Origin of the sequence: Gottfriedia acidiceleris, assembly GCF_036421055.1 — a bacterium.
GTDB classification, from domain to species: domain Bacteria; phylum Bacillota; class Bacilli; order Bacillales; family Bacillaceae_G; genus Gottfriedia; species Gottfriedia acidiceleris_C.
This window is the reverse complement of record NZ_JAZGQS010000008.1, coordinates 30,274-43,221: the sequence shown is the minus strand read 5'-3', so window position 1 is coordinate 43,221 and position 12,948 is coordinate 30,274. Positions and strand designations below refer to the sequence as shown.

At 30.7% G+C, this 12,948-nt stretch carries 11 protein-coding genes; 5 read left to right on the top strand and 6 right to left on the bottom strand.

Annotated elements, in window-relative coordinates:
* Positions 1 to 261: 261 nt before the first annotated feature.
* Genes RAH41_RS13555 through RAH41_RS13545 form a run of 3 tightly spaced genes read left to right on the top strand, consistent with a single transcriptional unit; the run spans position 262 to position 4,117 of the window.
* Positions 262 to 1,827 carry a spore germination protein gene (locus RAH41_RS13555; protein ID WP_331223111.1) on the top strand — a complete coding sequence of 522 codons (1,566 nt, stop codon included), beginning with the start codon at positions 262 to 264 and terminating at the stop codon, positions 1,825 to 1,827.
* Complete coding sequence (locus RAH41_RS13550) at positions 1,817 to 3,010, top strand: Ger(x)C family spore germination protein (protein WP_331223109.1); 1,194 nt, start codon at positions 1,817 to 1,819, stop codon at positions 3,008 to 3,010. The genes RAH41_RS13555 and RAH41_RS13550 overlap by 11 nt, the downstream gene beginning before the upstream one ends.
* A 9-nt stretch (positions 3,011 to 3,019) precedes the next feature.
* Positions 3,020 to 4,117, top strand: coding sequence for a GerAB/ArcD/ProY family transporter (locus RAH41_RS13545; protein ID WP_331223107.1), 1,098 nt, complete (start codon positions 3,020 to 3,022; stop codon positions 4,115 to 4,117).
* Here the strand turns inward: RAH41_RS13545 and RAH41_RS13540 are convergent.
* Complete coding sequence (locus RAH41_RS13540) at positions 4,103 to 4,312, bottom strand: hypothetical protein (RefSeq protein WP_331223105.1); 210 nt, start codon at positions 4,310 to 4,312, stop codon at positions 4,103 to 4,105. The genes RAH41_RS13545 and RAH41_RS13540 overlap by 15 nt on opposite strands.
* Before the next feature lie 441 nt (positions 4,313 to 4,753).
* On the opposite strand from RAH41_RS13540, the gene RAH41_RS13535 reads away from it, so the two are divergent.
* Positions 4,754 to 5,788 carry a CotS family spore coat protein gene (locus RAH41_RS13535; RefSeq protein ID WP_331223104.1) on the top strand — a complete coding sequence of 345 codons (1,035 nt, stop codon included), beginning with the start codon at positions 4,754 to 4,756 and terminating at the stop codon, positions 5,786 to 5,788.
* 62 nt (positions 5,789 to 5,850) lie between these two features.
* Here the strand turns inward: RAH41_RS13535 and RAH41_RS13530 are convergent, their stop codons facing one another.
* From RAH41_RS13530 to RAH41_RS13515, 4 genes are read right to left on the bottom strand one after another with little or no spacing between them, the layout of a single operon-like run.
* A complete protein-coding gene (locus RAH41_RS13530; protein ID WP_331223102.1) occupies positions 5,851 to 7,017 on the bottom strand; it encodes a Ger(x)C family spore germination protein in 1,167 nt (388 codons plus the stop codon).
* On the bottom strand, positions 7,004 to 8,104 hold the full coding sequence (locus RAH41_RS13525) for a GerAB/ArcD/ProY family transporter (RefSeq protein WP_331223100.1): 1,101 nt from the start codon (positions 8,102 to 8,104) through the stop codon (positions 7,004 to 7,006). The genes RAH41_RS13530 and RAH41_RS13525 overlap by 14 nt, the downstream gene beginning before the upstream one ends.
* Before the next feature lie 26 nt (positions 8,105 to 8,130).
* Positions 8,131 to 9,693, bottom strand: coding sequence for a spore germination protein (locus RAH41_RS13520; RefSeq protein WP_331223098.1), 1,563 nt, complete (start codon positions 9,691 to 9,693; stop codon positions 8,131 to 8,133).
* Between the two features lie 5 nt (positions 9,694 to 9,698).
* Positions 9,699 to 9,824, bottom strand: a complete 126-nt coding sequence (locus RAH41_RS13515) for a hypothetical protein (protein WP_331223097.1) — start codon at positions 9,822 to 9,824, stop codon at positions 9,699 to 9,701.
* 302 nt (positions 9,825 to 10,126) lie between these two features.
* On the opposite strand from RAH41_RS13515, the gene RAH41_RS13510 reads away from it, so the two are divergent.
* Positions 10,127 to 11,407, top strand: coding sequence for a helix-turn-helix transcriptional regulator (locus RAH41_RS13510; protein WP_331223095.1), 1,281 nt, complete (start codon positions 10,127 to 10,129; stop codon positions 11,405 to 11,407).
* Positions 11,408 to 11,713: 306 nt separating this feature from the next.
* On the opposite strand, the gene RAH41_RS13505 is transcribed toward RAH41_RS13510, so the two are convergent.
* Positions 11,714 to 12,688, bottom strand: a complete 975-nt coding sequence (locus RAH41_RS13505) for an NAD-dependent epimerase (RefSeq protein WP_331223093.1) — start codon at positions 12,686 to 12,688, stop codon at positions 11,714 to 11,716.
* Between the last annotated feature and the right edge of the window lie 260 nt (positions 12,689 to 12,948).

The window sequence follows — 12,948 nt, the reverse complement described above, 5'->3', positions numbered from 1 at the left end:
CCCTATAAAATCAATGTTTTTCCTGATCAAGTAGACTAAACTATTCAAAACTGTTAAGAAAATTGTTCAAAAAAACTAGAAAACATAGTAAAAAATTGAATTTTGTAGAATTTAAACGTTTCCTAAGATTTGAACGAAGTAGGTGATTTTTCACGTTAATAATTTGGCGAATTTAGAAAATGGTAAAAAATAGCATAATTTCTATACTTTTAACAAATTTTAAATAGTAATAAATAAAATTGAAATTGATAGGTGATTGCTATGCGTTTCGGTTATCCAAAGAGAAGTAAACAATCAAAAGAAGTTAAAACTCCAGTTGTTTTATCGTCTGATTTACAAAAGAATTTACATAATCTAAATAGTGAACTCAAATATTGTGCGGATTTAATTGTTAGAGAGTTTGAAGTTGGTGTCAATCATAAAAGAAAAATGGCTCTCATTCATTTACAAGGTATCTCAAATGGTGAGACGATTAGTCAATTTATCGTTGATCCAATTCTTCGTAAATGGAAGAATACGGAGTTAGAAGATTTAAGCGATATTAATTTTTTCAATGATTTGAAAGATAATACATTTGATGTTCCACAAGTAAAAACCGAAACTGAATGGAATAACATTATGATTTCAATATTAAATGGAGATACTGCAATATTTATAAATCATTTGGAAAAAGTTCTTCTGATCGACACGAAAAGTGGGCAATTCCGTTCTGTTTCAGAGTCGACTGGACAAACGATTATTCGTGGTCCAAAAGATAGTTTCACCGAGTCAATTGCTACGAATATGTCGCTTCTCCGTTATCGACTTCGAAGTGCTCAATTTAAAATGGAAATGATTAAAGTTGGTGATGTTACGAATACGAGTGTAGTAATCTCTTATCTTGATGACAAGGTTGATCAAGATATATTACGTACTATAAAAGAAAAACTAAAGAATTCTAAAGTTAATGGAGTTTTAGAATCAGTAAATATTGAATATCTTATCGAATCAAAACCCTTAAGTCCATTTCCAACTGTCTTAGACAGTGAAAGACCTGATGTAATTGCCGCAAATTTATTAGAAGGTAGAATTGGAATTATTGTAGATGGTAGTCCAATGGGCTTAGTGCTTCCAGCAACCTTACCTATGTTTTTCCAATCTCCTGATGATTATAATCAACGATATATTGTTGGAACCTTTTTAAGATTTTTGAGATTTATAGCATTTTTTACATCATTATTAGTTTCTGCATTATATCTTGCATTAATTACACACCATCGTTCGATGATCCCGACACCGTTATTAGTAAGTCTAGCAGCTCAAAGAGAAAGTGTACCGTTTCCTGCGATCGTTGAGTTATTGCTAATGGAATTTGCTTTCGAAATCATTAGGGAAGCTAGTATTCGTAGTCCAAGAGTACTAGCATCTACTGTATCAATAGTTGGTGCACTAGTTGTAGGGCAAGCTGTTGTCCAAGCAGGAATTATATCTACTGCAATGATTATCTTTGTCTCTATTACTGGTATTTCAAGTTTTACTCTTCCTTATTACAGTGTTGCTGCATCTGCAAGACTACTGAGATATTTATTTATTTTAAGTGCAGGAATTGCTGGGTTGTATGGAATTGCATTAATGTTTTTATTTTGGCTAGTTCATTTAAATACACTCGATTCATTTGGGGTCCCATATTTAATGCCAGTTTCTCCATTATCAATTAGAGATAATGAAGATAATTTTATCCGTTTACCTTGGAAAAATTTAAAGACTGCAAGTCAAGATTATGTCCCAGAATCAACACGGATGAGAAAACAACAAAAAAATAAAAACGGTGAAGACAATGAAGCGTAAACTTCAATTAAAGTTAATAATATCAGTTTTTTTGCTACTATCAGGCTGTAATAATTATATGGAGTTAAATAAAATCTCATTTATAACTGGATTAGGTGTCGATTGGTCTGATGAATCTAATTATAAGGTTACATTACAAGTCATTAATCCAACAGAATTAGCTACTGGTCAAAATGGTGGTGGTAACTCTTCGCCAGTAATTCTATATACAAGTTCAGGAAAAACGTTATCAGAAGCAATTCGTGAGGCAGGTAAAAAAATTACGAAAAATAAAGACTTTACACATGTTGGTTTAACAGTAATAGGAGAGAACGCAGCAAAGCACGGTATAGAAGAAATAGTTGACAGCATTCTTAGGGAACCAAGAGTCTCTGCTTTTATGTCTGTCCTTGTAGCTAAAAATTCAACAGCTGAAGAGATCTTAAATACAATGACACCGATTAATAAAGTTTCATCACAAGAAATGGTTTCAAAAATCCAAAGCGTTAATTTTTCATTAGGTGAAAGTGTCAATCCAACTGTATTCGAATTAGGAGAAGACATGACCTATTCAGGGAAAGAGATTGCGATTAGTGGAGTTGAAATTGTTAACGATAATAAAGAAAAAAATACGTTAACGAATTTACAAACGATGGAACCAGCCGAAACGAAAATTGATCGCTTAGCATTATTTCGAGGTAGTAAACTAGTTGGTTGGATTTCTGGACGTGATGTAAGAGGAATTTTAATGGTAATGGATAAAATTCAACAAACGAATTTTGCCATACCTTGTGGAGATAATAAATATAGCTCTCTTCGGTTACATGCTCAAAATATAAAAACGGATGTGAAAGTTATGGGGAATATCCCAATTATTAACATTGATAATACACTCCTTACATTACTTGATGAAACTGGTTGTTCAATCAATCTTGAAAGCGTTCAAGATTTAATAAAGGTTGAAAAACAAGCTGCTAAAGTAGTCAAACAACAGATTGAACATAGTATTCAATCTGCTCAATTCTATAAAAGCGATGTCTTTGGATTCGGAGATATGATTCATACTAATGATCCTAAAAAATGGAAACAACTTAAAAGCCATTGGGCAGATGATTTCGCAAAAGCAAAAGTGAATGTGAAAACAACTGTGATTATTAAACGGAGTGGTTTACTAGAAGATCCTGTTATTATGAAGAAGAAATAAGGTGATGTAATGCAAGATATGAAATTTAATTCAGAGCAGTTATTTAGTTTATTGGCAATTTATTTGATAGGAAGTGCTGTTGCTGTTGACCCAGCACAAGATGCTGGAAGAGATGCCTGGCTAGCAATTTTAATAAGTCTTGTTGGTGGATTACTCTTATTAAGCTTATATTTGGGAATATATAAAAATAACCCGTCTAACTCATTAATCAAGTGCTTACAAACAGCATGGGGCAAATATATAGGTGGCTTTGTAGGCATATTGTATGTTGTTTATTGTATCTATATTGCATCAAGGGTTATGAGAGATTTTGCAGAACTTATTTTAATTGTTGCATTAGATAATACAGGTTTATTTACCATTTCAATGCTTATGTTATTTCTCATGATTTATACTGTTATGAAAGGATTTACGAGCTTTGCTAGGACGGTTTGGATTTGTTTTCTATTAAGTGGGGTTATCGTTTTTATTCTCATTTTTTCACAATTATTAACTGGATTTTTGAACTTTTCCCATTTAAAACCTATGCTTGAATACGGATGGAAACCAGTTTTAAAATCAGTATTTCCAACGACTTTAACATTCCCATTTGGGGAGTCAATCATATTTTTATTATTGCTGCAATATTATGATCAACCAAAAAATGCACACAAAATGAGCTATTTAGCAATGATCTATGCTGGTGTCTTTCTAATTATATCGACGATCATACATATAGCAAATTTAGGTGAAATTATTTTTAAAGCTTCAACTTACCCAGTACTTTCAAGCGTATCATTAATTAACATTGGGGATTTTTTTACAAGATTAGAGTCTTTAGCGGTAATTGTTTTTGTTATTTTAGGTTTTATAAAAATATCCATTTTATTTTTTGGGGCAGTTATAGGGACAATGGAACTTTTTCATTTAAAAGAAAACTGGTTAATAACTTTTTTAATTGGAATTATTATTATATGTTTTAGTATATTTACAACCGTATCTTATGCACAGCATGTTCATATTGGACTTGATTTAGTCCCTAAATATCTTCATGTTCCGTTTCAAATTATTTTGCCATTTATCCTATTTGTGACTTTAAAAATCCAGAAAAAGTTATCTCTTTCTTAGATTCATAAACATTGTTAAGCCAAAATAGAGAGTGAAATAAACAATTAAAATTTTATCAAGAGCCATAAAGCCAACTTTATTATAAGAAATTGCTAACATTAAATAATGCAAATCAAAACCTTGTAATAATGTAAGCCCGTAAAATAACAAAAAACAAAAAATTGATAACAAAATAAAAATTAATATTTCTTTCATTCATAACACTCCTTTTAATGGTATTATGAGAAATTTGGGACTGTTTTACTCAATATAAGATCTAATTTGTTAATTGGAAAAATCACTCAATCATTAGAAGAGTACGTCTACCCTTCTGCTTAGTTGTGAAGGGTAGAGAGATGTTACAAGTATTTAGTTGCATAAAAATGTTGCACCTATTTTAGTTAAAAAAGCCGAAGTAATTATTTAAAAACACTGAAGAAAATATAGGATTATTGTTGTAATTAATTATGAAATGAAAAGTAAAATTAATAGAAGAAGTATACATCATGAAGATCAAACAGTTATGTCAGCATACAGCCAGAAATTTATTAGTTGAAATTAATTTACTTCCTAATTTAATTAGTAGATTAGCCGTCTCTAAACATGTACATATTCATAGATTAACAGTGGATAAGTATTATTTGGGAGGTATCATTTTTGGACGCTTTTTTTAGTGATCTAGTAAAAAAAGTAATGGCAAATTACCCTTTAGAAGTAAAAAATAAAACTTTAAAATACATTAATGAAAAAAAAGCTGAATGGCCCATTGATACAAATATCGGTGAAGTAATGGTAAAAAAAGTTTTAATTGATGAAAAATATATTGAATTTATGATCTATGCAATTGATTATCTTAGAGATAATGGCGTTTTTACACCAGAAGTATTAACAACAAAATTAGGTGATGGTTTTGTAAGGTTAAAAGATGACAATTTTATGTTATTTGAAGCCGTTAACGGAAGGGAACCAAATTTTGAGAGTGAAGAAGATCTAATTTTAATAATGAATGGGATTGCTTCTTTTCATAAAGCTTCGTTCGGCATTGAATTAACAAATGAACACGTTTCATCCATTCAATCAAATTGGAAAAATGATTTGCAAACTAAATTTATAAAATTAACAAAATGGAAAGAAGAACGAGCAAAGTTAAAACACCAAAATGAAATCGATAAGCTGTTTTTAAAAAATATAAATACGGTTTTAATACAATGTGAAAAAGCTTTAGAAATAATTGATAAATATATTGCCGAAGTGATAGAAGAGAAAGCAAAAACATTAAGCTACCTTAACTTTGATGTAAATGATCTTATAATTGGAGAAGACGGGAATTTATATTTCTTAAATATGAATTCTTTAAAAATCGAATTACCGATTCATGATATGAGAAGAATTTTAAATATCTTAATGATAAAAGAAAAAAATTGGAATCCAAAGTTAATGAAGAAATTAATCATCGCATATCAGGAAATCAATCCGTTATCTTGTTTAAAGTACCAGTTACTTAAAGCGGATTTATTATTTCCTCATTTATTTTATAACGTATTTTCGGCACATTACGAAAACAAGGAAACATTGCTGGTGGACCAAAGTCTAGTTTTAAAAATGAAAAAAATAATTACATTAGAATTAAATAAAGAAAGAGTGATTTCTTCATTTTTTGTACGAACAAATGAAGTTCTTAATGATCGATAAAACTTCAACTTTATTTTAAAAAGTAAAACTCAAATCCAGTTAAGGATTCGAGTTTTACTTTTTTATTTGTTTGTTTTCTTACCAATCATTCCATAATCTCTAATCAAAATATGAACATCGTAGTTTATCTTAGCTTTACTAAATAATTCATCCCAATCATTCTTCATTTTTTTCCATTTTTTTGGGTATTGAATTCTTATTTCGTTTCCAAATCCGGCAACATCTGTTTTATATTCATTTTGTAGCTTTTTTGTTACATTTTCTACGATCTTTGTTACTTCTGCTTCGGTTGCTTTTTCGACTCTTTTCACATTTTTTTCATCAAATAAAGGTCTTAATTTAGGATTCCAATATTCTGCTACTCTACCTTCAGACTCGATTTTGACGTCAAAAGTGATTTTATCACCTTTTATATGTGGTGTTACTTTACTTTTCATCGATTCAATTTGAAACCAAGTCGGACCATCTGATTTTTTCGTGTATGCCTTTACTGCTCCCCCTTTTCCTTGTGCCGTAATCCAATTAACTCCTTCTACTTCTAGTGGATTAAGAGAGCCAATCATTTTATTTTTTTTACCATTAAAAACTGCACCGCCAGAAAACTTAATACCTTTATCAGTTGTTTCTAATAATTGGAGGAGAAAACTAGAACCAGAATTCATTAATCCACCAATTTTTATTAATGGTGTTTTACTGACTATTATTGAAGTTAATGATTGGTTTGCAATTTCAACGATTCGTAATGACGGAATGACATTTGGTTCTTTCGTTTCTAATGCTTTTGAGGCTTCACCTTTTGCAATGAAAATTAGCGTACTTCCACGAATATCGATATCACGAAAATATAAATCAGTAAGCTCTCGGAGGTTTATTTCTCTAGCAAGTTCTTCACTAATAACAAGGCATTTTTGATGTGCTCCAAAAATGAATCCATTTCTACTTAAAGTAGTATCCCATCCTGTCGGTTCTAACGATATGCCTTCACCAATCACATTAATATAAGGTTTCGATACATTACCTCCACCAGATTTTGTTGTATCCAATGCCTGAGGAACGACATATTGTAGGGTCGATTTTAAATTTCCTTCACCGTCTTTATCTAGCGAAGAACCTACGATAATGTTTAAGTCCTCAATGGGCCTACTACTCCAGCAACCCGATAATAAAATTAAAATACTTAAATTTAAAGTTAAAATGATTAAAGTCCTTTTATATCTACATTTTCTCATTTAATTTCTTCCTCACATATGAAATAACTAATAGGAGAAGAGGGATAATCCCAAATAAATAAAATACAGTATCTCCGATTGTATCAGCCATTAGTAGAGTCTGATTTATATCTTTTGGAATCATTGAGATAATGTAAATAAATGGTAATGTACCAAAAAGAAAAGGTTTTATATTTTTATTAAAAATTTGAGCCATACCGAGGACACAAATATAATATGCAATTATATAGGTTGCAAAAATTTGCATAATCCAAATAACTAAAAGTAATGAGTCGAATCTTTCTACAAATAGACCTTGAATATCGTAACTGCGAATATATGTAAGTACGGGCCAAGTTTGCAATAATACACCGTCTACTGAGAAAGCACCGACTACAGCAACAACTGTAATCGTATAAAAGACATATGGAATACCTATGCCAAACATAATTGTTTTTGATATTTTCGTTTTATCTTTCATGAACATAAAAACAAATAAAATCACTTCAAATCCTGAAAAAGAAAGGGAAGTTGTTTTGAGTCCATTAAGGACAGGTTTAATGCCATTTCCTAGTACTGGACGAAGGTTATCTATCTCAACAATTCCTATTCCTAAAAAAATAACTAATAGAAAAAATAACACTGTAATTGGGAAAATAATTTCCAATATTCTAGCAACGGGGTTGAGCCCACCAAGTACTAAATATAAACCAATCCACAAGAACGGGATTAAAATAGCCCAGGACGGAGTACCTTGTAGTAAGAATAACCTAGTCGTTTCTGCCATCACTCGAACTTCTAAGGCTGAAAGGCAAGCATAATAAACGATTATAATGATACTTAATGAAATTCCTAACCATTTACCAATAATTTTTTGAGTAAATTGAAAATATGTTTCGTTCGGATATTGTTTACACAGCTTAACGAGTAAAAAGGTTAAGAGGGTTATAATCAAACCGGCTATGATAACTGAGATCCAACCGTCTGGCGTTTTCACTTTGTCTGTAACACTTCTTGGTAAAATTAATATGCCTGCACCAAAAATAAAATTTACAATTAACATGATAGCTTGATTCGTTGATATTTGATCAATAGGCTTTGAATTCATATTCTAGTTACTCCTCCTTTCTTATGCTATTTCATCCTTCTTGTTCTTTTAGCTTGCATGCTTTTTGGACGATTTTTCATCTTAAATAGTGGAGCTCTTACGATGAAATCCTTCCAATCACTTAATCGAACTGGAGCAGCGGGACTTAGGTAAGGAACACCAAAGCTTTTGAGCTGAACTAAATGGCTGCAAAGTAATAGGAAAAACAATATGACTCCATATAAACCAAAAACACTTGCAAAAAGCATCGATAAAAAACGAAGCATACGAAGGGCAATTCCTACATTGTATTGTGGTAATGTAAATGAGGAAATTGCCGTTACTGCAACGACAATGACCATAATCGTACTTACAATACCTGCTTCAACTGCGGCTTGACCGATAATTAACCCGCCAACTATTCCTAAAGATTGCCCAATTGGTTTAGGCAAACGCAGACCGGCTTCCCTTAATACTTCAATTGAGATTTCCATTATTAGTGCTTCAATTAATGGAGGGAACGGTACACCTCCTCTAGTAGCTGCTATATGAAATACTAATTTTGTCGGAATTAAACCTTGGTGAAATGAAATAAACGCAATGTATAAAGATGGCCCGAACAATGAAATAAAACAGGCTAAATATCGTAATAATCGAACTAAAGTAGCTGCGATCCATCGTTCATAATAATCCTCAGGAGATTGAATTAACATCTGAAAAGTTACAGGTGCTATTAGCGCAAAGGGTGAGCCATCTAAAATAATGGCAACTCGGCCTTCCATTAAGGCACTCATAACCCGATCAGGACGTTCAGTACTTTGAATCTGAGGAAAAGGACTTAAATAATCATCTTCTATTAATTGTTCAATATAACCAGAGTCGGGAACGCTATCAATTTCAATTCTTTTTATTCTTTTTTTCACTTCCTCGATAATCTCAGAATTCGCAATCGTTGAAATGTACGCTATAACTAATTGTTTTTTTGAAACCTCACCAATTTCAAATCCTAGCATTGTTAAATCTGGATTTTTTCCAGCACGTCTTAACATAGCCGTATTATCAGCTAAGCTTTCAACAAACCCAAGTCTTGGTCCACGAACAAGTGCCTCGGAATCAGGTTCCTTTACTTCTCTAGTTTTTGTTAATGCTTCACCAATCAAAAAACATTCAGAAATACCATCAACTAACAAAGCAATTGAACCAAAAAGTACATCTGTTTTTAATTTTTTATAAGTAGTGACTTCTTCAATTGTACAAACAGTGAGTGATTTCTCTTTAATACATTTTTTAATTTCTTTTAGATTTAAAGATTGCCCATTATTTTGATGATTTGTGGCAATGGCAGTAAGTCCGGTCATTAACTCACCCAATATATGCTTTTGAATTAATTCAGCATTAGATAAGCCATCAATAAAAATGATTGCTAGTTGAATATCTGTTTCACCTAATAAAACTTCTCTAAATTTAACATCAGAATTATGTCCTATTTCATTAAAAATCCAATCCAAATTTACTTGGAGATCACTGGATAAGTTCTCATTACTATTTTGAGATTCAGTATTTAGAGATGCCATATTTTCTGAGATTTTATTGGATCTCCACCGCTTCATTTAAATCACTCTTTCTCCATAAGATGAACCCATTTGAAAAATTTTGATAATCCTACAGGAACAATAAAGGTAACAAAAGCTTGGACGAAAATAGGATAATCAGGTATAAATGAAATAATCTTTTTTAACATTAAATCATCCCCATTAATTAATTTATAAAATATAAAGGTATTATTTCCCATTGTAGGAAAAGCATGCAAAAAGGTTGGAAAAGTAAGATACATATTGATTTAAAAACAAATGAATTTGAAACAGAATTTAAATCATTAATTAATTTTAATTAAATAATTGAATATTTCCTATTTTAAAAAAATGGCAAAATAGTATAATAAACCTAGTAGATTACGTGCGATTTTACCTAGTTTTCCATTTTTCATCTAGACAAAATGGAGGGCAATTGAAAGGTTATCACCGAGTATGGAGAGGAATGCTTATGAATCAGATACTTCTATATGATTTTCTTACATTTATGAATGACAAAAATTGGAATAAAGTTGATCTGGCTAAATATTCTGGAATCCATATTAGTGATATTAGTAGAGTATTTAATAATAAAAAGCCACTTTCTTTGCATTATTTAGATGCAATTACAGAAGCATTCGGTTTAGCAGAAGGATATTTTTACTCAAGCTATACACAATTATGCTTTAATCAAAATCGTTATTTAGATAAAAGAAGAAGTGTAGCATTCATTTATAAATGTGCAATAAAAGGATTTAAAAAAGAGTTAAACTTCATCGTTTCAGAAATGTTAGAGGAAAAATCTAAGACAATTCGAACAAAAAATTTGCAAAATTTATTTGAGATTGCTGAAAAGTTATTTGCTGAAGGGAAAGAGAAAGCGGCTCTGCCTTTGTATGAAATCATTATTCATCACATGCCGGATCAAACAGCAGAAGAAGTCGCTATTAGTTATTTTAGAAAGTACTACTTAAATAGGTTAACAGAAGAAGGACCATCTACCCTTGTCCATGTACTAGAATATGTAAGCTATATGCCAGATGATTTTCAGGAATTAACCATTTTGTATATTACGGCTACTTACTATATGTTAAAACAATGGGACAAAGTCCTTCATTATGCTAAGCGATTAGAAAAAATGGCGAAAAATGAAAAACATTTCGGCTACGCATTAGTTTATCAAGGCTTCGCTTTAAATAGGTTAAGTAATTCTTTAGAAGAAGTGGTGGAAATAATAAAAAAGTATGGAAAGATAAATGATTTCTTTGCCGAAGCTGCAGTCGGTAATCGGTATGTTACATTACTAGAATTTGGTGAACTACAATATACTGATGAATACTACGATTGGATTAAAGATCGAGATGATTTATATGTAGGTATTCCGAGAATTATTGAATCCTATGTAAAGTTGGGTAGACTTGAAGATGCTTCAGCTTTAATCAATCACCATGAAGAAGTAATCCATAAAATGGCCAATAGTTCAAATTTGTATAAACAACAATTGTATTTAGATTTCTGCTACGCACATTCAATTTTAAAATGTGAAAATAAGCAATATATTGAAGGCTTAAATGAATTAATAAATGTAGCTAGAAAAATTAAAAATGTAGGGATAATTGAAAAATTTAAACTATGCTTATTATCAATTTGGCACTATAGAGATTATTTAACAGATCAATTAAATGAGGATTATATTCAAATGCTAAGTGAAGATCGCATCCAGGCTAATAATTTATATGCAGTGAGCCCTTAAACTGGGCTTCTTTTTTTGTTATTAAACAGTAATAGATGACAAAATTAATTTGAGGTTATTTTGTACTAATAAACTTTCAGCGGATATAAACTTTGATGGAACTATTGATGCAAAAGATATGCCGAGTTTTAGAGTGCTTTAGGAATAAAATAAAAAAATAATCTTCTTTTTTATAATATTGAATTGCAGTTCATTATGATTGAAAACAAAATTGTTTCGAAAATTTTTCCTAGATTAAATAAATAAACCACAAGGAAGTTATAATCCTTGTGGTTATTTTCAGTTGTAACTTGATTTATAAAGTTATTAGTCTAATTTTTTATATTCCTTAAACCATTCAACAAATTTAGCAATACCGTCTTCAATTGAAGTAGTTGGACTATATTGAATATCGTTTACAAGTTGATCAATATCGGCATATGTTTCAAGTACTTCTCCTGAAATCATCGGCAATAAACGAATAGTTGCTTTTATTCCAAGTTGCTTTTCTAAAACTTCAATAAAATATTTTAATTTCACTGGGCTATGGTTACCAATATTATAAAGTTTGTAATATGAGGAAGATTCATTTGGTGGCCCATTTTTTATGATTCTTACGATTGATTCAACTACATCATCAATATAAGTAAAATCTCGTTTCATATTTCCATAATTATAAACATCTATTGGTTGTCCGTTAGAGATTGCATTAGCAAATTTATATAATGCCATATCTGGACGGCCCCATGGTCCATAGACAGTAAAAAAACGCAATCCGGTAGTAGGTAGATTAAAGGTATGACTATAAGAATGTGCCATTAATTCATTTGATTTTTTTGTAGCTGCATATAAGCTAATTGGTTGATCTACTCGATCATTAATTGATGAGGGAGTTTTCTTATTATTTCCATAAACAGAACTAGAAGAGGCGTATATAAGGTGTTTAATTTGATGATTTTTACAACACTCTAAAATATTGGCAAAACCTACAAGGTTTGATTGGATGTATGACCCTGGATTTTCTAAGCTATATCTTACTCCAGCCTGTGCTGCTAGATTAATGACTAGATCGAAATTATATTTTACAAATAACTCTTCAAGTATTTCCATTTCATGTATTGAGCCATTTATGAAACTGAAATGTTCATATTTCTTTAAAAGTTCTAATCTATCAAATTTTAGACGTCTGTCATAGTAATCATTTAGATTATCTATTCCAATGATCTGAAAACCTATTTCTAATAGGCGTCTGCTTAGATGAAATCCAATAAATCCTGCACATCCAGTAATTAAGATGCGCAAAGTATTAACTTTTTTAATGTTAAAAACCTCCTTACCTAACAATAGTTGGAATATCATATGACGGAGAAAACGACAAAGTTCGAATACAAATAGAAATATGTATATAACTAGATTAGAAAAAATACTTTTTTAATAGAATACACATATACCCTCACATTACTTGGACAAAATCATATGATTACATTAGGTCTAAATACACTAAAGAGCAATAAAAAGGAAATAGGCAACTATTTATTACATTTCATTAAAAAGAAATGTGA